The sequence below is a fragment of the Ciceribacter sp. L1K23 genome, from assembly GCF_018122705.1.
Taxonomy (GTDB): Bacteria; Pseudomonadota; Alphaproteobacteria; order Rhizobiales; family Rhizobiaceae; genus Allorhizobium.
Genome location: NZ_JAGRRC010000001.1, coordinates 337,064 through 363,992, shown reverse-complemented (window position 1 = coordinate 363,992; position 26,929 = coordinate 337,064). Strand labels below are relative to the sequence as shown.

23 protein-coding genes are annotated in these 26,929 nt (G+C 61.6%); 14 read left to right on the top strand and 9 right to left on the bottom strand.

Features of this window, described 5'->3' with window-relative positions:
* Positions 1 to 41 precede the first annotated feature (41 nt).
* The 5 genes from J5J10_RS01670 to J5J10_RS01650 are packed head-to-tail and all read left to right on the top strand — an operon-like array spanning position 42 to position 4,931.
* The gene (locus J5J10_RS01670) at positions 42 to 845 is read left to right on the top strand and encodes an ABC transporter ATP-binding protein (RefSeq protein WP_211928551.1); all 804 of its coding nucleotides are present in this window, start codon (positions 42 to 44) and stop codon (positions 843 to 845) included.
* Complete coding sequence (locus J5J10_RS01665; RefSeq protein ID WP_211928550.1) at positions 842 to 1,588, top strand: ABC transporter ATP-binding protein; 747 nt, start codon at positions 842 to 844, stop codon at positions 1,586 to 1,588. Before J5J10_RS01670 ends, J5J10_RS01665 begins: the two co-directional genes overlap by 4 nt.
* Positions 1,585 to 2,496 (top strand): branched-chain amino acid ABC transporter permease, encoded by a 912-nt coding sequence (locus J5J10_RS01660; RefSeq protein ID WP_211928549.1) that lies wholly within the window; start codon positions 1,585 to 1,587, stop codon positions 2,494 to 2,496. The genes J5J10_RS01665 and J5J10_RS01660 overlap by 4 nt, the downstream gene beginning before the upstream one ends.
* On the top strand, positions 2,493 to 3,452 hold the full coding sequence (locus J5J10_RS01655) for a branched-chain amino acid ABC transporter permease (protein WP_211928548.1): 960 nt from the start codon (positions 2,493 to 2,495) through the stop codon (positions 3,450 to 3,452). Before J5J10_RS01660 ends, J5J10_RS01655 begins: the two co-directional genes overlap by 4 nt.
* A gap of 18 nt (positions 3,453 to 3,470) precedes the next feature.
* The gene (locus J5J10_RS01650; protein ID WP_211928547.1) at positions 3,471 to 4,931 is read left to right on the top strand and encodes an aldo/keto reductase; all 1,461 of its coding nucleotides are present in this window, start codon (positions 3,471 to 3,473) and stop codon (positions 4,929 to 4,931) included.
* A 38-nt stretch (positions 4,932 to 4,969) separates the two neighbouring features.
* Here the strand turns inward: J5J10_RS01650 and hydA are convergent, their stop codons facing one another.
* The 5 genes from hydA to J5J10_RS01625 all read right to left on the bottom strand — a co-directional run bounded on the left by hydA (position 4,970) and on the right by J5J10_RS01625 (position 10,004).
* Entirely contained in the window at positions 4,970 to 6,400 is a 1,431-nt protein-coding gene (gene hydA, locus J5J10_RS01645) for a dihydropyrimidinase (RefSeq protein WP_211928546.1), read from the bottom strand.
* 25 nt (positions 6,401 to 6,425) lie between these two features.
* Positions 6,426 to 7,697, bottom strand: a complete 1,272-nt coding sequence (locus tag J5J10_RS01640) for a cysteine desulfurase-like protein (protein ID WP_211928545.1) — start codon at positions 7,695 to 7,697, stop codon at positions 6,426 to 6,428.
* A 29-nt stretch (positions 7,698 to 7,726) separates the two neighbouring features.
* Positions 7,727 to 8,476: an amino acid ABC transporter ATP-binding protein gene (locus tag J5J10_RS01635; RefSeq protein ID WP_211928544.1), complete on the bottom strand. Its 750-nt coding sequence runs from the start codon at positions 8,474 to 8,476 to the stop codon at positions 7,727 to 7,729.
* Positions 8,476 to 9,147 (bottom strand): amino acid ABC transporter permease, encoded by a 672-nt coding sequence (locus J5J10_RS01630; RefSeq protein WP_211928543.1) that lies wholly within the window; start codon positions 9,145 to 9,147, stop codon positions 8,476 to 8,478. Before J5J10_RS01630 ends, J5J10_RS01635 begins: the two co-directional genes overlap by 1 nt.
* 62 nt (positions 9,148 to 9,209) lie before the next feature.
* Complete coding sequence (locus J5J10_RS01625) at positions 9,210 to 10,004, bottom strand: ABC transporter substrate-binding protein (RefSeq protein WP_211928542.1); 795 nt, start codon at positions 10,002 to 10,004, stop codon at positions 9,210 to 9,212.
* 156 nt (positions 10,005 to 10,160) lie between these two features.
* Between J5J10_RS01625 and J5J10_RS01620 the strand changes: the two genes are divergently transcribed.
* A complete protein-coding gene (locus J5J10_RS01620; protein WP_211928541.1) occupies positions 10,161 to 10,859 on the top strand; it encodes an FCD domain-containing protein in 699 nt (232 codons plus the stop codon).
* Positions 10,860 to 11,179: 320 nt separating this feature from the next.
* Here J5J10_RS01620 and J5J10_RS01615 read toward each other — a convergent pair whose 3' ends face one another.
* Positions 11,180 to 12,070: a hypothetical protein gene (locus J5J10_RS01615; RefSeq protein ID WP_208552919.1), complete on the bottom strand. Its 891-nt coding sequence runs from the start codon at positions 12,068 to 12,070 to the stop codon at positions 11,180 to 11,182.
* 229 nt (positions 12,071 to 12,299) lie between these two features.
* Here J5J10_RS01615 and J5J10_RS01610 point away from each other — a divergent pair, with 229 nt between their 5' ends.
* The 8 genes from J5J10_RS01610 (at position 12,300) to J5J10_RS01580 (ending at position 23,735) form a co-directional block, all read left to right on the top strand.
* Entirely contained in the window at positions 12,300 to 13,955 is a 1,656-nt protein-coding gene (locus tag J5J10_RS01610) for a winged helix-turn-helix domain-containing protein (protein ID WP_208552921.1), read from the top strand.
* A 146-nt stretch (positions 13,956 to 14,101) separates the two neighbouring features.
* Positions 14,102 to 16,099: a calcium-binding protein gene (locus tag J5J10_RS01605; RefSeq protein WP_249116646.1), complete on the top strand. Its 1,998-nt coding sequence runs from the start codon at positions 14,102 to 14,104 to the stop codon at positions 16,097 to 16,099.
* Between the two features lie 217 nt (positions 16,100 to 16,316).
* The gene (locus tag J5J10_RS01600; RefSeq protein ID WP_211928540.1) at positions 16,317 to 18,464 is read left to right on the top strand and encodes a calcium-binding protein; all 2,148 of its coding nucleotides are present in this window, start codon (positions 16,317 to 16,319) and stop codon (positions 18,462 to 18,464) included.
* 267 nt (positions 18,465 to 18,731) lie between these two features.
* The gene (locus tag J5J10_RS22340; RefSeq protein ID WP_249116645.1) at positions 18,732 to 20,114 is read left to right on the top strand and encodes a hypothetical protein; all 1,383 of its coding nucleotides are present in this window, start codon (positions 18,732 to 18,734) and stop codon (positions 20,112 to 20,114) included.
* Complete coding sequence (locus tag J5J10_RS22335) at positions 20,036 to 20,959, top strand: calcium-binding protein (protein ID WP_282959995.1); 924 nt, start codon at positions 20,036 to 20,038, stop codon at positions 20,957 to 20,959. The genes J5J10_RS22340 and J5J10_RS22335 overlap by 79 nt, the downstream gene beginning before the upstream one ends.
* Before the next feature lie 230 nt (positions 20,960 to 21,189).
* The gene (locus J5J10_RS01590; RefSeq protein WP_211928538.1) at positions 21,190 to 22,101 is read left to right on the top strand and encodes an HNH endonuclease; all 912 of its coding nucleotides are present in this window, start codon (positions 21,190 to 21,192) and stop codon (positions 22,099 to 22,101) included.
* Between the two features lie 147 nt (positions 22,102 to 22,248).
* The gene (locus tag J5J10_RS01585; protein WP_142523806.1) at positions 22,249 to 22,476 is read left to right on the top strand and encodes a helix-turn-helix domain-containing protein; all 228 of its coding nucleotides are present in this window, start codon (positions 22,249 to 22,251) and stop codon (positions 22,474 to 22,476) included.
* The gene (locus tag J5J10_RS01580; RefSeq protein WP_208552327.1) at positions 22,473 to 23,735 is read left to right on the top strand and encodes a type II toxin-antitoxin system HipA family toxin; all 1,263 of its coding nucleotides are present in this window, start codon (positions 22,473 to 22,475) and stop codon (positions 23,733 to 23,735) included. Before J5J10_RS01585 ends, J5J10_RS01580 begins: the two co-directional genes overlap by 4 nt.
* Positions 23,736 to 24,297: 562 nt before the next feature.
* On the opposite strand, the gene J5J10_RS01570 is transcribed toward J5J10_RS01580, so the two are convergent.
* Genes J5J10_RS01570 through ugpC form a run of 3 tightly spaced genes read right to left on the bottom strand, consistent with a single transcriptional unit; the run spans position 24,298 to position 26,874 of the window.
* Entirely contained in the window at positions 24,298 to 25,026 is a 729-nt protein-coding gene (locus J5J10_RS01570) for an SDR family oxidoreductase (RefSeq protein WP_211928537.1), read from the bottom strand.
* A 23-nt stretch (positions 25,027 to 25,049) separates the two neighbouring features.
* Complete coding sequence (locus J5J10_RS01565) at positions 25,050 to 25,778, bottom strand: SDR family oxidoreductase (RefSeq protein WP_211928536.1); 729 nt, start codon at positions 25,776 to 25,778, stop codon at positions 25,050 to 25,052.
* A gap of 25 nt (positions 25,779 to 25,803) precedes the next feature.
* On the bottom strand, positions 25,804 to 26,874 hold the full coding sequence (gene ugpC, locus J5J10_RS01560) for a sn-glycerol-3-phosphate ABC transporter ATP-binding protein UgpC (RefSeq protein ID WP_208552336.1): 1,071 nt from the start codon (positions 26,872 to 26,874) through the stop codon (positions 25,804 to 25,806).
* Positions 26,875 to 26,929 lie beyond the last annotated feature (55 nt).

Here is a 26,929-nt window from a genome sequence, read left to right as displayed (position 1 = left end):
CATCACGGATCAAATCAAGGCTCATTTTGGAAGCGACAGTCGTGCAGCCCCCATCACCCGCGTCCCTTCCGACGGCCTCGTCATCGCCAGCCATCGAAGCGCGGCAAGTCACGAAGCATTTTGACGGGCTGACCGTGGTTTCCGACATGTCGCTGCAGCTCGCCAAGGGAGAGATTCTCGGCCTGATCGGTCCGAATGGTGCGGGTAAGACCACCATGTTCAATCTGTTAGCTGGTAGCCTCAAGCCCAGCGCCGGCCGGATCTTCATCGAGGGGCAGGACGTTTCCAGCCAAGCGCCCGAGCAGCGCATCGCGCATGGGGTCGCACGGACCTTCCAGATCCCACGCCCATTCTCCGAAATGAGCGTGCTGGAAAACGTACTGGTCGGCGCTCAGAAGCAGACGGGAGAACGGCTGTTTTCCAATTTTCTCCGGCCAAGCCTGGTGCGCCGCGAAGAGAAGGCGGCGCTTGAAAAGGCGCATGTCATGCTCGAGTTCGTCACGCTATCGCGGCTTGCCCACGAGCCCGCCCGCGTCTTGTCCGGTGGCCAACGCAAGCTTCTGGAACTGGCGCGCGTCCTGATGGCCGACCCGCAAGTGATCCTGCTCGATGAACCGGCCGCCGGCGTAAACCCCGCCTTGCTCGAGGTGATCATGGATCGTGTGCTGGCGCTGAACGCGGAGGGCAAGTCCATACTGCTCATCGAACACAACATGGACATGGTATCCAGGCTCTGCTCGCGCGTCATCGCCATGGCGCTCGGCAAGCTGCTGGCCGAGGGATCACCGGCGGACGTTTCCGCCAATCCCGCAGTCATCGAAGCCTATCTCGGTGGTGGTGCATGACAGACGCCGTTCTTGCAACCTCGGCGCTGGTCGCAGGCTACGAACCGGATCTTCCCATCGTTCGCGGCGTCGATCTTGCGGTCGCACGGGGCGAACTCGTCGTGCTTCTTGGCCCGAACGGTGCGGGCAAGTCCACCTTCGTCAAGGCGATCGCCGGCATGGTGCCTGTGCATTCGGGCCGGATCCACCTTGCCGGGCGGGACATTACGGACGTCGCGCCCCATCGGAAAGTGGCGGAAGGCCTGGCCTTCGTGCCGCAGACGGACAATGTCTTTGCCAGCATGAGCATTCTGGAGAACCTGCAAATCGCGGTTTCCCTGCTGCCGAAAAACGCGCGCCGCCTTGCCATCGAGACGATGTTGACCCGTTTTCCCGATCTCGCAATCCAGCCGAAACGCCTTGCCGGGGCGCTCTCCGGTGGTCAGCGGCAGATGCTGGCCGTGGCGCGGGCACTGACCCTTGATCCGCCGGTGCTGATCCTCGATGAACCATCTGCCGGTCTTTCCCCCAAAATCGTCGGCGAAGTCTTTTCCATGCTCAAGCGTATCAATGGCGAGGGCGTGACGATCATTCTGGTCGAGCAGAACGTGAAGGCGGCCATGGCGATTGCCGACCGTGCCGTGATCCTCGCCGAGGGCGTTATTCGGCACGAGGGCACACCGGCGGAGCTCGCCGATGATCCGCTGATCGGGCAGATCTATCTCGGTACCACGGGCCGTGCAGCCAAGGGAGTGTCGAGATGAACCCGCAATTCCTGATGGACGGGCTGATTGCAGGCGCAATCATCGGGCTGGGGGCCGTCGGCGTTACCCTGACTTACTCGATCCTCCGCTTTGCCAATTTCGCCCATGGCGAGCTCTTATCCTGGGGCGCCTATCTCGCACTCGGCATCAGCAGTGCCCTCGGCGTGCTCGGGGCCGGGATGACGACGCCGCTCGGGCCGTTCTCATTTGGTTGGTCGCTTCCGATCGCAGCGCTCCTCGCCATCGCACTGACGGGGCTTCTTGCGCGGGCGGTGGATGCGGCACTGTTCTCGAGCTTCCGGCGACGCGGCAGCGCCATCATCATCATGGTGATGGCAAGCTTCGGTGCATCGCTTGCACTGCGCAGTCTGCTCGAATTCCTGTTTACCTCGAAACCCGCCTATTTCAGCCAGGCGCTGCAGATCGCCATGAAGCTCGGCCTGGGCCTCAGAGCGACGCCGGACCAGTTGGCCATGCTGGCCGTGGCGCTGATTTCGGTCGTCACCGTTCACCTCGTCATGACGCGAACCGATATCGGTCGGGCGATGCGCGCTGTCAGCGAGAACCCGGGCCTTGCCGGTATTGCCGGAATCGATGTCCGCCGGGTCATCCGGACCGCCTGGTTTCTTGGTGCAGCACTGGCCTGTATCGCCGGTATCATGAGCGGGCTGATCATCCAGATCCGCCCCTATCTCGGGCATGACCTGCTGCTGCCCTTGTTTGCAGCCGCGATCCTCGGCGGTATCGGTTCGGTCCCCGGTGCCATGATCGCCGGCCTGCTGATCGGCCTCGCCGAGGCCTTCACGGTCCAGCTCATTGGCGCAGAATGGCGTGCGGCAGTCTCCTTTGCCATCCTGATTGCGGTCCTTCTCGTCCGGCCCCGCGGCCTTTTTGGAAAAGCGGCATGAGCATCGATCTAATCGCCTATGGCGCCTTCTTCCTCACCATGGCATTGACCTATGCGATCATTTGCCTGGGGCTGAATATCCAGTGGGGCATGACAGGCCTGTTCAATGTCGGCATCGCGGCCTTCGTCGCGGTCGGGGCCTATACGTCGGCCATCCTCACCACTCCTGATACTGCGGAACGATTTGGCGGTTTCGGACTGCCGATTGCTGTTGGCTGGCTTGGGGCCGCCATCGTCGCGGGAGCGCTGTCTTGGGCTGTCGGTGCGCTGACGATCCGGCTGAGATCCGATTATCTCGCAATCGCTACCTTCGGCGTCGCCGTTACTGTACAGCTCTGCATGCTCAATCTTCAGAGCGTGACCGGCGGAGCCTTCGGGATTGGCTTCATTCCGCGTCCCTTTGCCGATCTGCAGGGCGATGCGCTGCTTTTCAGTCTCGCCAACTGCGCTCTCATGGCGCTCGTTGTGCTGGTGCTCTATCTCGGTCTGCAGCACTTGTCGCGCAGCCCCTGGGGACGCGTCTTGCGGGCGATCCGCGAAGACGAGACGGCCGCTCAGGCGCTTGGCAAGCGACCCGTTCGCTTCCGCCTGCAAGCCTTTACCCTCGGCGGTGCGATCATGGGCCTTGCTGGCGCTGCCCAGGCCCATTTCATCGGCTTTATCGCACCCGACAACTATATGCCGGTGCTCACCTTCCAGGTCTGGGCCATGCTGATCGTCGGCGGCTCGGGCAACAATCGCGGAGCGATTGCCGGCGCCATTCTGGTCTGGGGGCTCTGGGCTCTGACGGCCGCTGCCGTCTCCGCCTTCGTGCCGCCCGAGGAGCAGGCGCGCGCTGCCGCCTTGCAGATCGTCGCAATCGGCCTGGGGCTCTGCCTGATGCTGTTGCTTCGCCCGCGCGGCCTGTTCGGCGAGGTGAGCCCGCTTGCGCGCCTCAGCCGCACCAAACAACCCTGATCACCAAGGAATCACGCCGTGTCCCAGCATCCCGAACGTATCGCGCTCACGCCTGACCTGTCGATCAGCCGTCTCGTCTGCGGCCTCTGGCAAGTTGCCGATATCGAAAAGAACGGCGCCACGGTCGATCCGGAAGAAGGGGCCAATGCCCTGCAGGCTTATACGGAGGCGGGGTTCGACAGTTTCGACATGGCCGATCATTACGGATCGGCAGAGATCATCACCGGCCATCTCCTGAAGCGCTATGCCACGGGCGAGAAGCGGCCGGTGGCGTTTACCAAATGGTGCCCCGAGCCTGGTCCGATGACGCGCGACGTGGTGCGACGGGGCGTGGAGGACCGACTTGCCCGCCTTGGCGTCGACAAGGTCGATCTTCTGCAGTTCCACTGGTGGACATTCGAACATCCGGCCTGGCTTGATGCCCTGCATGAAATGCAGGCGATGAAAGAAGAAGGCCTGATCGGCGCTCTTGGCCTAACGAATTTCGACGCAGCGCATCTCAATCTTGCACTGTCTGACGGGATCGAGATCGCCAGCAATCAGGTCTCATTCTCCCTGATCGACAGGCGCGCCGCTGGCGATCTATCGACGCTGTGCCTCAAGCGTGGGGTGAAGCTCCTGGCCTATGGTACCCTCTGCGGCGGCTTCCTGTCGGAGAAATGGCTCAATCAGCCTAAGCCGGAAACGATCTCCGACTGGAGCCGTTCGAAATACAAGCGCTTCATCGATACGGCCGGCGGATGGAGCGTCTATCAGGGTATTCTCAGGGCGGCATCCACGATCGCCCGCAAACACGGGGTCTCGATCTCGAATGTCGCCAGCCGCTGGGTTCTCGAACACCCGGCGGTTGCCGCCACGATCATCGGGGCCCGGCTCGGTGAAAACGAGCATCGCAACGACAACCTGAAGGTCTTTGGCTTTGAACTGGACACGGAGGACCGGGACCTGCTCGACAGTGCCTTCGCCAAAGCCACGCCGATTCCCGGCGATTGCGGCGATGAATATCGCAAGCCGCCCTTCTTGACCGCATCCGGCGACCTCAGCCATCACCTCGACGCGATCCCGTCCGTCTACACGGCAGTTCCGGTGCCGGGGCGCGAGGATCGCCTCCGGGTTTCCTCCGGAAGCATATGGGAGCCGCTTGCCGGTTACAGCCGGGCTGTGCGGGTCGGGGACAGGATCCTGGTATCGGGGACCACGGCAACCCATGGCAGCAACCGTTGTGTGGCGCCTGGTGATCCGGGCGCGCAGGCGACCTATATTCTCGACAAGATAGCGGCTTCCATCTCTGGTCTCGGCGGGAAGATGGAGGACGTCGTCCGCACGCGCATCTATCTCAAGGATGCGTCACAGTGGGAGCCGGTCTCGCGAGCGCATGGGCGCTTCTTCGCCGACGTGCTTCCGGCGAACACTCTGATCGAGGCCGGCGCTTTGGTCGGCGATTACGAAGTCGAGATTGAAGCGGAAGCGATGGTTTAGATTTTGTGGGGCTGCAGCGGAGCGGCGCAGACCAGATATCAAGGGCTTAATGAGGCAACCGCAGTGGTGTCCGCAATCAAGTTCGAGCGCTTGCGGCTCTGGTACTGTCCTTGCCCGGCGTCCACGACAGCGCCGCGTTCCATGATCGTCTGGCCTCGAACCAGCAGGCGCACGGGCCAGCCGGTGATCTCCAGCCCCTCGTAAGGGGTGTAGTCGGCGCCGTGCTGGAGGATCTCGTTGGTCAGGGTGACCTTCTTTCTCGGATCCCAAAGCGCGATGTCAGCGTCCGATCCGATCGCGATCGTGCCCTTCTGCGGATACATGCCGTAGAGCTTCGCATGGTTGGTCGATGTGACCGCGACGAAATGGTTGATGTCGATCCGGCCTTTCATCACGCCTTCGGAAAAGAGGATCGGCAGACGGGTTCCCACGCCGGGAATGCCGTTCGGGATCCAGCGGAAATGACGCTTGCCCTTCTCGTTCAGCTTGCCTTGCGGATCATCGAAGCGGAAGGGGCAGTGATCGGAGGAAAAGAGGTCGAAAACGCCCTGTTCGATCCCCTCCCAGCAGGCGTCCTGGCTCGCCTTGTCACGCGGCGGCGGTGAGCAAACGTATTTCGCGCCATCCAGGCCTTCGAGGTCCAGATCATCTGCAGTCAGCATCAAGTATTGCGGGCAGGTCTCGCCGGCGATTTTCTGGCCGCGCTGACGGGCCCGGCGAATTTCTTCCATCGCTTCGCGATTGGAGACATGCACGATGACGATCGGGACATCGACGATTTCGGCAAGCGAGAGTGCGCGGTGGGTCGCCTCGCGTTCTGCCGCGACGGGCCGGGTCGTGGCGTGGTACTTCGGCGCGAGTCTCCCCTCTTCCTCGTGGCGGCCGATGAGATAGCGGATGGCGTCTTCGTTCTCGCAGTGGACCATGACCAGAGCCCCGGTGCGGCGTGCGGTGTCCAGCGTTGCCAGGATCTCGTCATCGCGCAGGCGCAGGCCCTCATAGGTCATGAAGACCTTGAGCGACGTATAGCCATCCTCCACCAGTGCCGGCAGTTCCTGGCCGAGCACGTCCGCCGTGGGATCCGTGATCACCAGGTGGAAGGAGACGTCGATATGACACTTGCCCTCGGCCTTGGCGTGATAAACCTTGAGTGCCTCGCGCAGGGACTGCCCCTTTTCCTGCATGCAAAAGGCAAGCACCGTGCTGTTGCCGCCGATGGCGGCCGAGCGTGTGCCACTGTCGAAGTCATCGGCCATGACAATGCCCTCGCCGGAGGGTTGGTCGAGATGGACGTGGCTGTCGATGCCGCCGGGGAGCACGAAGAGGCCGGTGGCGTCGATGACGTCATCGGCCTCTGTCAGACCGTTCGCGAGCGCCGTGATCCGGCCGTCCTTGATGCCGACATCGCTGACGAAGGTATCGCTCGCTGTCACCACCGTTCCGTTGCGGATCACCGTATCGAAGCGCATCCCATCCATCCTTTCGTGTTGGCCCTCAGCTGGCCTTTGCCATGCCCGCTTCTCCAGCCAGAATGCGGTCGAGAGCAGCCGTGAAGCGATCGACTTCCTCGATCGTGTTGTAGTGGACCATGGAGACGCGCAGCATGCCGCCGTGGTCGGTGAGGCCGAGATATTCGGCTAGCCGGCGAGAGTGAAAGTCGCCGAAGCGCATGGCGATCTTTTCCGCGTCCATCGCCTTGCAGAGGTCGGCCGCCTCGCGTCCATCGAAGCGGAAGGCGATGGTCGGTACGCGCTGGCTCTCCCTGTTCACGGATTGGCCGACGATCATGCAGTCGTTGCGTGACCGCAGATAGGTGAGCAGGCGCTCAGTCAGCGCGTCTTCCTGAAAGGTGATCGCGCCATAGGCCGCTTCGATCTTCTGCCGGATCGTTCCAGTTTCGCCGGCCTGTTCGCCGAGTGAAACGAGATAGTCGAAGATCCCGCAGGTCGAATAGGCGAGCTCGTAGTTCGGGTTACCGGGCTCGAGCTTGCCGGGGACTTTGTCGTAACCGTAGAAGTAGTGATAGAGCGGGTCGAGCGCGAGGAGCAGATCGTACTTGCCGTACATCAGCGCGTAATGCGGCCCATAGGTCTTGTAGAGGCTGAAGACATAGTAATCCACGTCGAAGGCCTGAACGTCGACGGCGCGATGCGGGGCATAGGCGACGGCATCGACGCAGATCTTTGCCCCACGGGCATGTACGAAATCGGCGATCTCGCGGATCGGATTGATCGAGCCCAGAAGGTTCGAGCAATGGGTGACACAGACCAGCCTGGTTTTCTCGGTCATGAGGGCGCCGAGATCAGCAAGGTCGAGCGTCAGGGTCTCCTTGTTGAGGGGCCAGATCTTCAGCACCACGCCGCGTTCCTGCAGGCGATCCCAGGGACCGATATTGGATTCATGATCCGAGACCGTGATGATGATTTCGTCCCCCGGTGACAGCTGGCTGTGCATGGCGCGCGCCAGGTTCTGCAGGAGTGCGGTCGTCGAATTGCCGAAGACGATTTCTTCAGGCCGGTTGGCATTGACGAGATGCATGGCGGCCGTGCGGGCCTCGTAAAGGGCTGCCGCTGCCGCTTGCGAAACCTCGTAGGAGCCGCCGATCTGGACATTCTTTTCATAGAGGAACGTGTTCATGCGTTCGACGGCGCTTTTGAGGATCTGCGACCCACCGGCATTGTCGAAGAAGGTCCATCCACGGGAAAGCCCCGGGAATTGGCTTCGCACATAATCGAGATCGAGCGCCTTCTGGTCTTGGGTCGCCATGGCGGGGTGTCCTCCGGTCTTGTTCTTGTTCAATGGTTGAGGACTGCGCGCAGGAAGCCGCGCGTCCGTTCGTGTTTGGGGCTGTCGAAGATGTCTTCCGGCGGTCCGCTTTCGACCAGACGGCCGCCATCCATGAAGACCACCCGGTCGGCAACCTGACGGGCAAAGCCCATTTCATGCGTCACGACGATCATGGTGACGCCGGATCCTGCAAGCTTGCGCATCACGTCGAGCACTTCGCCGACCATTTCCGGATCGAGTGCCGATGTCGGCTCGTCGAAAAGCAGCACCCGCGGCTCCATGGCGAGCGCCCGCGCAATGGCAACCCGTTGCTGCTGACCGCCGGAGAGCTGGCCGGGGAACTTCTCCGCCTGCTCTGAAATCCCGACGCGGGCGAGAAGCTCGCGCGCCTTGCGCTCGGCTTCCTTTTCCGGCGTGCCGCGCACCCGCATGGGAGCGAGCATGACGTTTTTCAGAACCGTCATGTGGGGAAAGAGATTGAAGGACTGGAAGACCATGCCCACTTCGGCACGGACCTTGGCGAGGCTCGGGCCCGGCTCGACGGTGATGCCATCGACCGTGATGCGGCTTTCCGGCGCGAAGGCTTCCAGATGATTGATGCAGCGGATGAGCGTCGACTTGCCCGAACCCGAGGGGCCGATGACGCAGACGACTTCTCCCTCGGCGATGTCGAGGTCTATCCCATGCAGGACGGTGAAGGTGCCATAGGCCTTGGTGAGGCCGCGGATGGAGATGAGCGGCGCGTTGGTAGCAGTCATCAGCGTTTCCCCCGGCTGAAGTGTTTTTCAAGGCGCGAGACGACCGCGACCATCGGCCAGAGAAGGGCGATATAGATGAGAGCGGCGCCGATCAGCGGGGTCGGATTGGCGGCAAGAGCCTGGGCCTGGATGGCCTGCTTCAAGAGATCCGGCATGGCAACGACGGAGGCAAGGGCCGTGTCCTTCATGACGTTGATGCAGTTGTTCGTCAGTGGCGGAATGACGATGCGAATTGCCTGGGGCAGGATCACGTCCACCATGGTGTGGCGGTTGGAAAGGCCAAGTGCTGCCGACGCCTCGAATTGTCCGTGCGGGATGGCTTCGATGCCGGCACGGAAGATTTCTGCCGTATAGGCCGCCGAGACCAGCGAGAGCGCCGTGACCGCCGACAGGAAGGGCGAGAGGCGAATGCCGACAAAGGGAAGCGCGTAGTAGACGACGATCAAAAGCACCAGCAGGGGGATCGAGCGGAAGATGTCGATATAGATCCGGATGAGGAGCTTGATGAAGGCGGGCGCATAGAGGCGGGTGACCGCGAGAAGGAGACCGCCTGCCAGGCCGACGAGAATGCTGGTGACGCCGATCTGGAGGGTGACCACGAGACCCCAGAGAAGAGCCGGAAGGCTGTTCATGAGGACGTCGAGATTGAAGAAGGTATTGATGAGTGTCATGCCGGACCGGCTCCCATGGCAGGCCGGCGGAACTCTTGCGTTCCGCCGGTTGCGTTTCGAGCTTACATGGCCTTGGGCATGTCGAGGACGGTGACGGTCGAGGTCGTGTCCTCAGCCTTGGCGCCGAACCAGGTCTCGTGCAGCTTTGCGATGAAGCCTTCCTGCTTCAGCGTGGTGATGACAGTGTTCACCTCGGCTGCGAGCGGATCATCCTTGTTGAACATGATCGAGTATTTCTCGCCGGTCGGGATGCGCTCGACCACCTTCAATTCCGGCTTGTCCTTGACGTAATAGAGAAGGGCCGGGATGTCGGAGATGTAGCCATCGATGCGGCCGGCGACGAGATCGAGCATGGCCGGCTGGAGGCCTTCGAAGCGGCGGATCTCGCCAAGCTTGTACTCGCCCTTGTTGGCTTCGGCCCACATGTCGCCGGTCGAGCCGGTGTCGACGCCGACAACCTTGTCGCCCATGTCCTTCAGACCCGTGATGCCGGAGGCGGCAGTGACCGTGAGCGACTGGTCGCTGTCATAATAGGGCTGGGCGAAGGAGACCGATTCGAGACGTTTCTCGGTGATGGTGATCGAGGAGATCGCCATGTTGATGCGGCCTGACTGAACGGCCGGGAAAAGGCCGTTGAAGGGCGTGTTGACGAATTCGACCGTCTTGCCGAGGCGCTTGGCGATTTCGTTGACGAGGTCGACCTCGAAGCCGGTGACCTTGCCGCTGGCGTCTTCGAATTCCCATGGGACATTGCCGATATTGGCACCGACCGTCAGGTCGGCGGCATGGGCGCTGGTCGAGAATGCGGCGAGAAGCCCGGCAAGGAGCGTCGCCTTGACTGTGGTGGAGCGTGTCATGAGAGTTCCCCTTGTTTTTTGAACGTGACTCAATCTACATTGGTCTAACTGGTCAGACCAGTCAGGCCAAACAAGCATGCTGCTTTCCGCTTGGCAAGGGGTGGCCGGAAAAAATACACTTGCCGCTTCGAGACAGTCCGCCGGGGAAGGGACCGCATGTTCAACAAGACGCTCGTGCCGCAATCGGTGGCACGCGAGATCCAGGGCATGATCCAGTCCGGGCAGTTGAAGCCGGGCGAAAAGATCCCGTCGCAGCGGGAGTTTTCCCAGAAATTCGGGATCAGTCGGGCATCCCTGCGTGAAGCGCTGCTGACGCTGGAAACCTTAGGGCTCCTGAAGACGGAGGCGGGCAGGGGGACCTTTGTCGCAAGCCCGTCTGTCTCCGACGCAGGCGTGAGCGGGCATATGGCGCCCTGGCGCTATTCGGACAGCTATTCCGTCTTCGACGTCTTCCAGACGCGCATCCTGCTGGAGGGGGAAATCGCCAGGCTGTCCGCCGGGCGCCTCACGCAATTGCAGCTCGACAAGATGGAGCGGGCGACGCAGACGATGGAGGACTGCTGGGCAAACCAGGATCTGCTCGCCAATGTCGAGGCAGATCTGGAATTCCATGGCGTGATCGTGTCGGCCTGCTCCAATGCCATGTTGAAGGCGCTCTATCAGACCGTGCGCGACCAGGTGACCGAGACGCAACGTCAGCCGATCCCGATCACCGATCCCGAGCGCATGCGCGAATCGATCGGCGAGCACCGCAAGATCATCGCGGCCCTCAGCGCCAATGATGGCTCACGGGCAAAGCACGAAATGGAAACCCATATCCGCAACACCGCGCGCTGCGCCGGGCTGGAGCCGTAAGACAGGTCTGTTGGGCGAGCAGTTAGCGATCTTATGGCTCCGCCATCCACCCTGATCTTGCTCGTCGTAACATATATGGCTTTCTCGGTGGTCGAGAATACGGCCACCGCGGCAAATTCATCCGGCCGGCCATAACGTCCGACCGGCATGGCGGCTGCGGAGTCCGCCGCTACATCCTCGACACTCCTTCAAGTCTTAGCGGTCCGGATATGGGCGCTGCCAATCCTCCGCGCCAGTAGGGCGCTTTCCCCTCCATCGCAATGCCCAGTAGGCCGACCATTCGGCGAACACGTACGTCTCTCGACGCGGAATATCGAGGACTAGCTGTTTACGGCGGCCCAGTAGGCGGCATCGACAATCAGCAGCTTGCGTGCGTGGGCGCGTGCATATTCGGCGTAGAAGTCGGCTGAAATCCAGATTCTCGAATAGCCTCTTGGCCCGGACCACCCGATTCCGCCGATGGATTCGGCGGCGGAGAGTTTGCGGCTGGTGTGGGCTCGCGACAGGCCGAAATTGCGCGCGAGGTAGGAGATCGAAGAGACGTCCGTCAGGTATCCACCATGCGACGGACGAACCTGCCAGTCGATGCCGGATATTAGCCGGTCCATCAAAAGGCCGCCGATATCAGACCATGTGAAGATGGTGTAGAGCGGACCTGGAGCCCTGATGTCCGGATTGGACACGAGGCCTCCGGCGACCTCAGGACCCATGCGGGACAGCAGAGCCAGCGGCTCGGCTTGAAAGTGGACGGCACGCCCCCCGTCGTCAAAGAGATCAAGGGCGTGAAGGTGAATCTCGTACCATTGGGAGAGCAGGGCGAGCGTCTGGGGTGTGGGTGCGGCACTATCGCCGTCCGCCGTCGTGCTTATCATTCCGTATTTCAGGGCTTCATCAAAGAACGCATAGGCGGTGTTACGGCTGGCGATGGCGTTACGAAGCGCGAGATTGCCGAAGCCGGTGCGGGTAATGCCGGCCTTGCCCGCCGCGAGACTGCGAAAGTACTCGCCCAGCGCCACGTGCGACAAAAGCCACCGTTGTTGGGTCGCGAAGATCGCCGACTGTCTCGGTGCGTTCATATGCGTCGTGACGAAGCTGTTCGCAAGATAATCTATCACACCACGAAATACGGGATCGCGGACCATTTCGTCGATGCTTGCCCTAATGGGTTCCCCTCGACTTCGCTCGATCTGCGGCGTCCGCGAAGATGCCATGACGTATTTCCACCAGTTCCTAGATCTGCCTTGCGATCTGCCGAGCAAAAGGGTCTTGATCGGCCGATGCTAGAGGCACCTCCATCCGGCGCTAAGGCAATGGTACGGGGCTGAGATTTTCTGAAGTTTTCTGATGGCTGCCTGTTCAGCCGTTGGCCGTGCTGTCGGTTGACGGCATCCCTGCCGTCTCACTATTGTGGCCGCTCATGGCTGGAGGGGCTCGGGGTCGGTGTTGTTTTTTGCGGGTTTCGTTCTCGATCCGGACCGCATGGAACTGCGTCGCGACGATGGCGCGCTCGTCAGACTTCGACCCAAAGCGTTCGAACTGCTCAAGCTGCTTGCGTCGAACAGTCACCGTATCCTGACCAAGGACGAGATTCTTGCGGCCGTCTGGAAGGATATCCATGTCGGCGAGGACAGTCTCTTCCAGTGCATACGCGAAATCCGGATCGCGCTCGAAGACACGGACCGGCAGATCGTCAAGGTGGTCTCGGGGCGTGGCTATCTGTTCGCGGCGAACGTTTCGGCGGGGCGGCCTGACGAGACGGCCTTTCGCGCTCCAACACGAGCTGTTCGATTGCCGAAGGCGTGGGCTGCTGCCCTTCTCGCGGCCATCGCGGGCCTGCCCGTCGCATGGTTCGCGCTTCCGCTCCCGAGCCTGTTGCCTGATCTCTTTCCGGCGCCCAGACCGGCTCTGATGATCTTGCCGATAGCGGCCCCAGCGGACGACTCGACATCGGAAACACTCGCTTCGGGCATTGCGAGCGAGCTTCTGAGCGGGCTTTCCACCATCCGGTCCGTTGACCTGGTATCCGCCGATACGGCTCGAGAAGTCGGCCCCGCCACGCATGAGGTGCGGCTGGACCTGCACCGCAATGGCGAAAACTGGCACCTCCAGGCGCAGGTTATCTCTGTCGAGGGCCGCCAGGTCGATACGGTTGTCGACACCATATCGGATGCAAGCGATGGCGACGGACGCCAGCTCAGGGCGCGGCTGGCCGCCGGTGTCGGCTATGCTTTGGCCAAGCGCTTCGACGCCTGGGACGAGGCCGAAGGCAGGCGACGCTCGGGGGCCACGGCAAGCGATCTTGCCATCGTGCAAGCAATCGCATCGATCAACCAGACGACGCGCGAGCGATTCACGACGGCGGTTGCGATCCTCACCAAGCAACTTTCGGCCGATCCCGACAATGTGGACCTCAAGATCGCCCTCGCGGCGCTGCAATTGCGAGGCCTGCAACTGAACTGGTACGACACCGAGGCCGGCGCTGAGGCTGAGCGCGACGCGCGGGCCTTGCTTGAGCAGGCGCTCCGAGAGCGGCCGCAGTCCATGGCGGTGCTGGGAGCCTATTGTCGCCTCCTGACGGTCACCAACGAGTTCGCCGACAGTCTGGTCGCCTGCGCGCAGGCGCTTGCGGTCAATCCATGGGATGGAGCCGCGCTTTACAATCTGGGACTGACGCAGACGCAGCTCGGCCGATTCGATGATGCCCTCTCGACGTTTTTGAAAGCCGAGCTGTTCGACACGCCTGACGAGGCCCGATGGACCTGGCTGCTGGGCGCGGGACTGGCCAATCTGCTCCTCGATCGCAACGAGGAGGCGCTCGACTATCTCAATCGCTCGATCGCGATAACCCCCGGTTCCGGTCGCTCCTACCTGCTGGTGGCGGCCGCCCACTGGAGACTGGGTCGCGAACAGGAGGCTCGTGCTGCGCTGGCGAAGGGTATGGCGCTTCGTCCCGGCGCCACCGTGGAGAATGTTGCCCTGCCGACCAAGAACGCGAGTCCCGCATTTCTCGACGCCAGTAGCCGCGTCATGCGGACCCTTGCCGAGATCGGTCTGCCGGCAGGCCCGATCCCGGACGGTGGCGCGGCGGGACAATAACCTGGTCGCAGCGTCCTCTCGCTTTCCCTTGTCCTGACCTGTTGCAGTCTTCGCTGTTCAGCCTATCAGAAATGGACGGCGACACCTCCACCCAGCGCGGCTAGCTATCGCCTGACACGCGACGTTGCGGACTTGAGGAGGGCGAGATGACGACCACAATCGACACGGACTGGTTCGGCACCGGCGCGTACATCGAAACCGAGGCGGGCGATCACTATGTCATCGCCGCCGGTGTCTCGGTGCAATCGCGCGACATCCCCGTCTATATGCAGGGCACGCGGAGCCGTCTCGACGTCAGTGGGTGGCTGATCGGACAGCAGGGCATAAGTCAGGCGGATGGCCAGACGCTTGATGCCGATATCGACATCAGTGGCTCGGTCACGGCGTATTCCGGTTACGGCATCTCCCTAAAAGCCGGCAATCATAATATCTCGATCAGCGGCAGCGTGACGGGATGGCACTGCATTGTAATCGCAGGGTATACGATTGGCGATCCGCCGGTCACGATGACGATCACCAATTCGGGTTATCTGACATCGCTGGGGTCGGCGATCTTCGTCGATTCGGTGCCTGAGGGCAGCGTACTGGAAATCTTCAACAGCCGTGTTATCGAAGGTGGAAACCATATGGCCGTCAGCGGCTTGTACGGATCGGGAGTGATTCGCCTTGTCAACACTGGCTTCTTAGTGGGTCAAGTGTGGTTCGGAGGCGGGGATGATAAATATGATGGCCGTTCCGGCACCGTCACCGGCAGAGTGATCGGCGGTAGCGGCAACGATACGCTCCTCGGCGGCGACGGCGACGAAACCTTTTGGGGCGGACCGGGCAACGACCACCTGGATGGCGGCGCCGGCAATGATGTCCTCAACGGGAATTCGGGCGCCGACATGATGATCGGCGGCATGGGCGACGATACCTTTCATGTCGACAACGCAGATGACGTCGTCGTCGAGGAGCCGGGCAGCGGCAACGATATCGTCATGGCGTCGATCTCCTACGCGCTGACCGAGACCGTGGAAAATCTGGTGCTGACCGGCACCGCCGATATCGCTGGCACCGGCAATGGCCGCTCCAACATCATCACGGGCAATTCCGGGAACAACCGGCTGTTCGGCATGGCCGGAAACGACACGCTTCATGGCGGCGCCGGCGACGATACACTGGAGGGCGGCATCGGCGGAGACCGCATGGTCGGCGGGCTGGGCGATGATACCTTTATTGTCGATGACGTCAGGGACGTGATCGAGGAAGAGGCGGGCGAAGGGACGGACACGATACGCTCAAGCCTTTCCTACGTGCTGGACGACAATGTCGAGAACCTCGTGCTGACAGGGTCAGCCGGTCTCTCCGGCACGGGAAACAACCTCGCCAACGTCATCACCGGCAACGGCGGCCACAACCGGCTGAGCGGCGGTGCGGGACACGATACCCTGCTAGGCGGCGCCGGCAACGACAGCCTTGATGGAGGCACCGGCGCCGACCGGATGGACGGCGGCACAGGTAATGACACCTTTTATGTCGATCATACCGGCGATGTCGTGGTGGAGGCTGCGAACGGCGGCACCGATACCGTCAATGCCTCCCGCTCCTACGCCCTGACCGGCAATGTCGAAAACCTGATACTGACCGGCGCGGGCAACCTGTCCGGCATAGGCAACGCTCTCGACAACACGCTATCGGGAAATGCCGGTAGGAATGCCCTGAGCGGCGGGGCCGGCAACGATGTGCTATCAGGCGGAGGCGGCAACGATACCCTTCGGGGCGATGCCGGCAACGATCGTCTCCTCGGAGGTTCGGGCACCGACAAGCTCTACGGCGGAGCGGGCGCCGACCGCTTAGTTTTCAAGACACTGTCGGACTCGACCGTTGCCTCCGTCGGCCGCGACATGATCTACGACTTCAACCGCAGCCAGGGCGACCGCATCGACCTCTCCGCCATCGACGCCTCGACCAAGAGTTCCGGCAACCAGGCCTTCACCTTCATCGGCGAGGCATCCTATTCCGGCATGGCCGGCGAACTTCGCTACGTCAACAAGAACGGCGATACCTTCGTCTACGCCGACGTCAACGGCGACAAGGTCTCGGACTTCGCGATCCGCGTCGATACCACCATCGATTTCATAAAGGGCGATTTCATCCTCTAAGGCCGAAGGTGGCGCCGCTTCCCGCTCATGCCGACGCCGGCCGAAGAATTCGGCGCTGCCACGATCAAAAATGGACGGCGACTCCGCTTTGCCGTCCCGCTAGCCTCCACGCCAATGACAGGCCGCATCCGAGCCGTATGAGGACGCTCCTTCCCGGGCGTGCCCCATTCGGCTCGCCCGCCTGTCCCAGAAAAACTGCGCAGGAGGCGGAAGGATCATGACGGCAAGAGCAACCGGCGGCAGCGAGACCATCGTTCGTCAAACCAGCGACTATATGGGACAAAGGTCGGTCACCCTGCTGTCGGATGGCGGCTGGATCGTGAACTGGATGGAGTCCGTTCAGTCAGGCGACGTCGACTACGATGACATCTACATGCAGCGTTTCGGCGCCGACGGCGCGGCGATCGGCGAGGCGGTTCAGTTCAATACGACCTTGGGGGGCGAGCAATTCGGCACCGTGGTGACTGCGCTCGACGATGGTGGGTGGGTCATCGCCTGGACGCACTACGATGGTGAGACCGACGACTATGACGTGTACCAGCAGCGGTTCGATGCCGACGGAACGGCGGTGGGCGTCGAGTCGCGTGTCCACACCTCGACCGACGGCTACCAGTACGATGTCTCCCTCACGCCGCTCGCCGACGGCGGCTGGATCGCCACCTGGTTCTCCAATCAAGGAGGCTTCTACCAGCAGCGCTTCGCCGCCGATGGCACGGCGAGCGGTCTGGAAACCCGGGTCGGCGGTTCGGACCCGTACGGCACAAAGGTCGCCACGCTGGCCGATGGCGGCTGGGTCGTGATCTGGACCTTCAGTGGCGAGTACGGAGTTCGAGATATTGGCCAGCAGCGCTTCGCAGCGGATGGCTCGATGGTGGGCGAGGAGCAGAGCGTCGGTGCCTACACATTCTTCGAGCCGTCCGTCACTGGTTTGTCCGATGGCGGCTGGGTGGTGATGTGGCGTTCCAACGACGAGGACGGCGATGTCATCTACCAGCAACGCTTTCGTGCCGACGGCAGCGCTGACGGCGCCGAGCAACGCGTCAACACAACGCCGGTCGACGATCCGACTTTCGCGGTGACGGCGCTTGCCGATGGAGGCTGGGTCACCGTCTGGAACACCGAGCGCGATGACGACTTGCTCATCTACCAGCAGCGCTACGATGCGGCAGGCAATGCTGTGGGAACGGAGACGCTTGTGAATGGCGAAACCGAGGGCTATCAGCTGGCGCCGGCCGTGACGGCGCTGCCCGGCGGCGGCTGGGTCGTGACATGGCGAACGTCGGACGAGCGCGGCTACGGCATACACCAGCGCGTCTTCGCCACCGACATCGACGGCACGGCGCGGGCCGACACGCTGGAAGGCACGGCCTTCGACGAGACTATCCGCGGCTACGGCGGCAACGACATACTCGAGGGCCAAGGCGGCAACGACATCATGCTCGGCGGCTTCGGCAATGACACCTACATCGTCGATAGCGCCGGCGACCAGGTGCAGGAGATGGCTGCCCAGGGCACCGACACCGTCCGCGCCTCGATCAGCTACACCCTCGGCGGCTCGGTGGAGAACCTCGTGCTGACAGGCAGCGCCAACCTCACCGGCACCGGCAACAGCCTCGCCAACGTCATCGCAGGAAACTCCGGCAACAACACGCTCTTCGGTCTCGGGGGTAACGACCGGATCGATGGCGGTGCTGGCGATGACCGGCTCGACGGCGGCACCGGCTCCGACCGCATGGAAGGCGGTTCCGGCAATGATACCTATTACGTCGACAACTCCGGCGATGTGGTCATCGAGGCGGCGAATGCCGGTACCGACACGGTCCGCTCGACGATCAGCCACACGCTGGCAACCAATGTAGAGAACCTGATCCTTTCCGGCTCAGGCAACCTCAATGGCAACGGCAACGCCTCGGCCAACGTGCTCACCGGCAACTCCGGCAACAACTTCCTTAAAGGTCTCGCCGGAAACGACACCCTCAAGGGCGAGGCCGGCAACGACCAGCTCACCGGCGGGGCAGGAGCCGACAAGCTCTACGGCGGAGCGGGCGCCGACCGCTTCATATTCACCGCGACCTCTGACTCCACCGTCTCCTCCACCAGCCGCGACATGATCTACGACTTCTCCCGCAGCCAGGGCGACAAGATCGACCTCTCGGCCATCGACGCCAGCACCAAAAGCTCCGGCAACCAGGCCTTCACCTTCATCGGCGAGAAGGCCTATTCCGGCAAGGCGGGCGAACTGCGCTACGTCAATTCCGGCGGCGATACCTATGTCTACGCCGACGTCAACGGCGACAAGGCGTCCGACTTCGCCATCCGCATCGACGCAAACATCGACCTCGTGAAGGGCGATTTCATCCTCTAGGTGAGCAAAATATCGGCACCGGGCCGTCCGTTAACGCCCCCCGTCGGGAGGCCTGCCGGCGACGGTGCTGTGGTGCCAGGCGTTCGCAGGCGCTGTTCGCCCACGGCGCGCAGAGCTCCTGGCACCTCCTCCCGCACCTTCCCCCCGCAGATCAAAAATGGACGGCGACAGCATGCCGTCGTCGCTCTAGCGTCCACCACAAACGGCCTTTCGCCACCGGTTCGGGGCGTTCGCCGGAAACGGAACCAACCAGGGGAGCACCCGATCATGACAGCAAACGCGACCGGTGGCAGCGAGGCCATCGTCAACCAGACCACCGACAACCGGCAGTCAATATCCAAGATCACGACGCTCGCCGATGGCGGCTGGTTGGTGACATGGATGAGCGAGAACGACGTTGCCAGCGACATCTACATGCAGCGTTTCGGCGCCGATGGCGCCGCGATCGGCGGGGAGGTTCAGGTCACGAGTTCGCCGACGGTATATGAGGAGGACCCGGATGTCACGGCATTGTCCGATGGCGGCTGGGTCGTCGCCTGGAAGCAGTACGCCGACCAGACCAGCCCACCGAACGCCTACCAGCAACGCTTCGATGCCGACGGCGTGGCGGTCGGCGGCGCGGTCCGGACAGGCACCTCCACCGGTGCGTCTGAGCTTAGCGTGTCTCTCGCTGCGCTCTCTGATGGCGGCTGGGTCGCGACCTGGTTCGGCTATGACGGCAATGACGAGTTCATTTGCCAACAGCGCTTCGCGGCGGATGGTTCTGCCAGCGGTGCCGAGACCCGGCTCGGCGTAACGGCATCCAGCGAGGTGTCCTTCCCGCGGGTCGCAGCGCTCTCTGATGGCGGTTGGGTCGTGGCCTGGACCTTCGAGAACGAGGATACCGGCCATTATGACATCTGCCAGCTGCGCTTCGCGGCCGACGGCACGGTCGTGGGCCAGATACAGCGTGTCAATACCTCCTCGACCGACGTGCAGTCCCAGTCATTTGTGACTGGCCTCTCCGATGGTGGCTGGGTTGTAACGTGGCGTTCCGACGACGGGGACGGCGATAACATTTACCAGCAGCGCTTTCAGGCCGATGGAAGCGCTGCGGGCGGCGAGCAACAAGTGGCTACCACGACGGCGGACCAAGACATCTGGCCGGCGGTGGCCGCCCTCGCGGACGGCGGCTGGGTCACTGTCTGGATATCCGAGCGTGGTGGAGAATACGATATCTACCAGCAGCGCTACGACGCGAGCGGCAACGCGGTGGGAACCGAAACGCTGGTGAACGCCGTGACCGGTGGCGCCCAATACTATCCCTCCGTGACGGCGCTGCCCGGCGGTGGCTGGGTTGTGATATGGGCGACGCCGGACGGGAGCGATTCCGGCATCGCCCAGCGTGTCTTCGCCGCCGACATCGAGGGCACCGCTCTGGCCGAGACGCTTGAAGGCACCGCCTTCGACGAGACCATCCGCGGCTATGGCGGCAACGACACGCTCGACGGGCCGGCGGCAACGACATCATGCTCGGCGGCTTCGGCAACGATACCTACATCGTCGACTCGGCCGGCGACCAGGTCCAGGAAATGGCCGCCCAGGGCACCGACACCGTCCGCGCCTCGATCTCCTACACCCTCGGCGGCTCGGTGGAAAACCTCGTGCTGACAGGCAGCGGAAACCTTACCGGCACAGGCAACAGCCTCGCCAATGTCATCACCGGCAATTCGGGCAACAACACGCTCCTCGGCCTCGGCGGCAACGACCGGCTCGATGGCGGTGCGGGCAATGATATGCTCGACGGTGGCGCGGGCGCCGACACGCTGATCGGCGGCGACGGCAATGACAGCCTTGACGGTAGCGCCGGCGTCGACCGCATGGAAGGCGGTTCCGGCAATGACACCTATTACGTCGACAACTCCGGCGATGTTGTCATCGAGGCGGCGAATGCCGGCACCGACACGGTCCGCTCCACGCTCAGCCTGACGCTCGCCACCAATATCGAGAACCTGATCCTCCTGGGCTCGGCCAATCTCAACGGCACCGGCAATGCGCTGGCCAATGTCATCACCGGCAATACCGGCAACAACACGCTCTCCGGCCTTGACGGCAACGACACCCTGAAAGGCGAGGCCGGCAACGATATCCTGACCGGCGGCACGGGCGCCGACAAGCTCTATGGCGGGGCGGGTGCCGACCGCTTCGTCTTCACAGCGCTGTCGGACTCGACCACGGCTTCCTCCGGCCAGGACATGATCTACGATTTCTCGCGCACCCAGGCCGACAAGATCGATCTCTCCGCCATCGACGCATCGACGAAATCCTCCGGCAACCAGGCCTTCACCTTCATCGGCGAGAAAACCGCCTTTACCGGCAAGGCCGGCGAACTCCGCTACGTCAATTCCGGCGGCGACACCTACGTCTACGCCGACGTCAACGGCGACAAGGTCTCGGACTTCGCGATCCGCGTCGATACCACCATCGATTTCATAAAGGGCGATTTCATCCTCTAAGGCCGAAGGTGGCGCCGCTTCCCCGCCATCGTCCTCTTGATCAAAAATGGACGGCGACTCGCTGTCGCCGTGCCGCCAAAACGGCTTTTGTCCCGCGTTTCGAGGGCATCTGCCGGGCAGGTAGGAGTGGACATTTAACAAATGGTATTGCCGCAGCGGAGAGCATTTGGGGCCAGGCTGAGACCCTTATTTCAAATGAAGCATCAAGTGCCTCATGGTAAAGGTTGCAGATGGGATTCGGGGTTTTCATTCACCGGTCAGATTCGATTTACGACGATAGCCCGGCTGAACAATACCAGTTCCCGGGCCAGTATCTCGGTCGTGTCCAGGCTTGTGTGGGTGATTGGATCATCTACTACGAGCCTCGGAAAGTCGCAGCGACCCGCGGCTATTTTGCTGTCGCCAAGGTTGAACGGGTTATTCCTGATCCGAAGGCCCCCGACATGTATCTGGCGCTGATCGAACACGGCAGCTATCTCGACTTCATCAATCCCGTTCCGTTCAGTGGACCAGACGGTGTAATAGAGCGGGGCGTGCTGAATGAAGAGGGCCGTATTTCCGGCAGGGCACAGGCTGCGGTCCGGCCGATGTCCGCAGCTGATTTCAACCGTATCGTATCGATTGGCATAGACGAGCATGAGCCTGAACTGACTCGGCTGGATGAGCCGGGGGTAACGCATGCGGTCGATGGATTTGCAGATGAAGCTCAAGCGCCGTTCATGTTCGAGCAGGAGCGCGACCGGGTCATGCAACTCTCGTCGCGGATCGTTCGAAATCGGCTGTTTCGCCGGCTCGTTCTTCACGCCTATGACAAACGATGCGCCATCACGGGATTGAAGCTCATCAACGGTGGTGGCCGGGCGGAGGTCGACGCCGCACATATCCGGCCGGTGGAAGCGAGCGGGCCTGACATTCTTTCCAACGGAATTGCTCTTTCGGGTACCGCACACTGGATGTTTGATCGCGGTCTGATTGGTCTTTCGGACGATCTTGATATCCTGATATCGCGTCAGGCGAATGATCCTGACAGCATTCAAGGACTCCTCAACAAGACCGGGAAGGCGATCGTGCCTAGTAGGGTCTTAGAGCGGCCACATCCCCTGTTCCTGAGATGGCACCGTGAGAACTGGTTCAAGCAGTGAGCGCCAGGGTAAGTCTGGCGTTGTAGTTTCATCCCGAGCGGGTCTATTTCGGTCGGTCGGCGCCAGTAATGAGAAAATCATCCCGATCGGTTCTTTTGTCTTCCTTTTGCATCATCTGACGATATAATCATCCCGATAGGGGTGATTATGGAAAAGATCAAAGATACAAAAAGCCTCGGCATGCTGATCCGTCACGAGCGCAAACAGCAAGGGTTAACCCAGGAGCAACTCGCCGGGGTGATTGGTGTCGGCGTACGGTTTCTGCGTGAACTCGAGGCCGGAAAAGAGAGCTGCCAGATTGGCCGTGCGATGCAAGTCCTGGCTGGTTTGGGCCTCGTTGTTTCGGTCGGGCGTCGCCAGGGCCCGCGATCATGACCCGCGTCTTGGACGTCTATTTTCGCGACACCAAGGCGGGCGTACTCGGCCAGCTTGACGACGGCCTGCTGACCTTTGCCTATGATGGCGCATATCTCCTGGACCAACGATCGCGTGCGATCTCGTTCTCGATGCCCCTGCAAGAGAAACCATTTGGTGATCAGGTGGTGCGCCCGTTTTTCTCCGGCCTCTTGCCGGACGAAGGCCCGCGGCAACGCCTGGCTGGCGCGCTCGGCCTTTCGGCAGGCAATGCCTTCGGGCTCCTGGAAGTTATCGGGGGCGAATGTGCAGGGGCATTGTCACTCTATCCCACCGGCACGGCGCCCGAACCTCCCGGCCAGTCCCAAGCCGAAATTCTCACTTCGGTACGTCTGGATGAAATTCTCAGCAGGCTGCGGACCCGGCCTTTGCTTGGCGGAGATGAGGGCATTCGCCTATCGCTCGCCGGCGCGCAGGATAAACTGGCGGTCATTGTCGACGGAGATTCCATTGCCTTGGCAAAAGACGGCAGACCAACGACCCATATCTTGAAACCAGTCATCCAGGCGTTGGAAGGCACGGTGGAGAACGAGTATTTTTGTATGCGGCTGGCTGCCCGACTCAAGCTGCCGGTACCTCATGTCGAGATACGCCTAGACGGGGCGACTGCCTTTCTCCTGGTTGAGCGTTATGATCGGACGAAAGCTGCAGACGGCATCATTGAGCGCCTGCACCAGGAAGACTTCTGCCAGGCCCTTGGCGTGCCGCCGGAGCTGAAGTATGAGGCTGAGGGCGGTCCTGGAACAGAACGATCTCTCGGGCTGATCGACCAGGCCTGCGCGAGACCTGTCGCGGATCGGTTGCAGTTCATTCGCATGCTGATCTTCCATTATCTCGTGGGCAACGCCGATGCCCACGGCAAGAACTACGCCCTGCTTTATGGCCCCGATGAGCCGGATCTGGCGCCGATCTACGATGTCGTTTGCACGGCAGTGTATCCCAGCTTGTCAAAGAGGCTCGCCATGAAGATTGGCGGCCGCGATGTGCCCGACACGATCCAACTGCAGCATTGGGCGACATTGGTGCCCGGAACCAAATCTTCTCAGCGCATCCTTGTTCGCGACCTTGCCCAAATGGCGGAAAGGGTTGTGAGCGAGGCCGATGCCCTTGTTGCAGAACTGGCCGATGAGGGTATCACGCACCCCATCCTGAGTGCAATTTGCAAGGTCATCTCAAGTCGGGCTGGTTTGCTACACAGAGCCGCGGAGCAGGTGTCCTAAGCAGTTAAAGGTCGCGGCTCCAACCTCTTCGGTGGCAAAACAGCGATGGCGCAACGGTTCGCTGAGGGTCGTTGGGTGGATGGAATAACTGGTGTTCCGGTGCTGGCTTCAGCTTTGGTTAGTTTCGAGTGCGAGATCACCCGTGCCTTTGATGAGGGGACACACCGGGTTTTGTTCGGACGGGTTCTTGATATCCAAAGTAGTGAAAATGATAGCGCGCTTTTGTATCGTTCTCGGCGCTACATTCTTAATGACGGTGAGGTCGCTTCTGCCTGATCGCGAAATTGCGCTTCCCCTTGAATTTGCGGATTGGGAATAGCTCTCGCCCCGCTGTCGGCGAGGGCAGCGGGGCGATTCTTTCTAAGCAGTTGTTCGGCATAAGTCGGCTGGACTTGCAGCCCGATCGCCCAGTCCATTGAACCGATAGCGGAGGCTGCTAACAGGCATTCCCTTAGTGCAAAGATGAAATCCGTGATGCTGACCTGTGGCTGGACTGCGGATTGATTGCGTTGATCAATGAAAGTGGTGGCGCTGCGCCATTTAATATTCCCATTTCCCCGACCTAAACGTCGAAATTGGTCGGCAAGACGATCATGTCCCGGATCGTGACGTTCCGCGGTCGGGTCAACATGAAGATGATTGCATCGGAGACTTCAGTGGGCTCGATCAGGCTTCCGTTAGCCTTGGCTTTTTCGAGATTCTCCGCAGGCCAATCGGCAAGCAGAGCCGAAACGACGGGGCCGGGTGAGACCTGACCAACTCTGATGCCGTGATTTTTCAATTGCCGACGCATGATCTGGACGAAACTGGTGATTGCCCACTTGGAACTGGAATAGACTGGCTCCCATTGGATCGGCGCATGGCCGGCGACGGAGCAGGTGACCAGGATGTCCCCCGTTCCGCGCTCGATCATGTGCGGAGCGATGTCGCGGACGTTCTTCATGACGGCGTTCACGTTGAGATTGAGCATTCGATCCATTGTCGCCGTATCGGTATCGATGAGATCTCCGCCGATATAGGACCCCGCATTGCAGTGCAGGATGTCGATGTGATCGACCTTTGCAAGTATTTCCGGCACCATGGCCGCGCAACTTGCCGAATCCAGAAGGTCGGTGACCTGCGTGACGACGGCTTCGCCGAATTCCTCGGCGTAAGTCTCGAGCGCGTGCCTGTTGTAGTCTACCATCACGACCGTCGCGCCCGCATCGACCAGCGCTCGGGTCGTTGCCAGCCCGATACCGGATGCTGCACCAGTGACGGCAGCGATTTTTCCTTCAAGTGGTTTGCTCATCTTCTCGTTTCGCCTCTTGGTTTTCAAACAGAAAGGAAGCCGCCGTCGACGGGCAGGACGGCGCCAGTTATCATCGGCGCGTCCTCTGAAACGAGCAGTGCAATCGACCGTGCGACATCCTCGACCTCTGCAAAGCGTCCGAGCGGGTGACGAACCATCATGGGGTCGCGTTTCGAGGGCTCGGACCATGCCTTGGCAGCAAGTTCCGTCATGGTGACCGTCGGCGCCACTGCATTCACTCGTATGCCATAGGCGCCGAGTTCCTTGGCCATGACGCGTGTTGCGCCTTCCAGTCCCGCCTTCGAAGCGGCATAGGCCACGTGATCTACGAAACCACGATGTCCTGCGATCGAAGTCACGTTCACGATCGCGCCGCCGCCGCCCTCTGTGATGCGGGCGCGTGCAAACTCCTGCGCACAGATCAGCGCGGCCCGGAGATTGATGCCGAGAACCTGTTCATACCCCTCCTCGGTCATGTCGAGGACGCTTTCGAGCACGTTCGTTCCCGCGCAATTGATCAGCGCGTCGGCAAGGCCGGCCTTCTTCATCGCCTCGCGTGCTGCGCCATTATTGGCGAGATCCACGGAGATGACAGTCGCGCCAAATGTCTGCGCCAAATCATCGAGATCGGCCTGCGAGCGCGCCATGGCTACGATCCGCGCGCCACGATGGGTGAACAATTCGACACAGGCCCGGCCGATACCCTTGCCGGCCCCTGTGACGATGATGGTTTTCCCGGTAAAGTCTGACATGGGTGATCCCTCCGATGACTCTTGCTCAGGGCGAGATTCGTTGCTCGGTCTGCTTGTCGAACACATGCGCTGCTGACGGATCGACGGCGAGCCGTATCGTGTCGCGCGGCTTCAGTGCGTGGCGTTCGCGAAAGGCGCAGAGAATCCGCTGGCCTGCCAATTGTGCTGCAAGGAGAATTTCCGCCCCTGTCGGCTCGATCAATTCGACAGTTGCCGATGCGCCCTGGTCGCCATGCGCCAATATCCATTGGTCGGGACGGACCCCGTAAATCACGTCCTGGCCGTCCCGCGCCCGCGTGCCTTGCGGGAGGGGAAAGCTCGACCCATCCGCCAACCGTGCCATGTTCGATGAAAGATCGACCTTGGCCGGCAGCATGTTCATCGCCGGCGATCCGATGAATCCTGCGACAAAAGTATTTGCCGGTCTGTCGTAAAGCTCCAGCGGCGCCCCGATCTGCTCCACCTTGCCGTCGCGCAGGACAACAATGCGGTCCGCCATCGTCATGGCTTCGATCTGGTCGTGCGTGACATAGACGGAGGTGGCGCCGAGGCGCTGGTGGAGAGCCTTGATTTCCGAACGCATGTCGACGCGGAGCGCGGCGTCCAGGTTTGAGAGCGGTTCGTCGAAAAAGAACGCTTTAGGGTTGCGAACCATGGCGCGGCCCATAGCGACGCGCTGACGCTGGCCGCCGGATAGTGCCTTGGGATACCGATCGAGATAGGGCGTCAGCCGCAGCATCTCGGCAGCCTTGTCTACCTTGACGTTGCGGTCGGCCAGAGTGTCGCCGCGCAGCTTCAGCGCGAATGCCATGTTCTCCCGCACCGTCATGTGCGGATAGAGCGCATAGTTCTGGAACACCATCGCCACGTCACGGTCTTTCGCGGCGATATTGTCCACCCGTCGCCCACCCAGCTTGATCGTGCCACCGGTGATCTCCTCAAGACCGGCAAGCGTTCGCAGCAATGTGGATTTGCCGCAACCCGAGGGGCCGACAAGCACGACGAACTCACCGTCAGCTATATCGAACGAGATTTTGCGCAATGCGTGATAGGAGCCGTAATGCTTGTCGACCTGGTCGAGTTCGATCGTCGCCATATCTCAATCCTCAGTCAGTTGTGGCGGCAAGGCCGCCGATCCATTCGGGACGGGT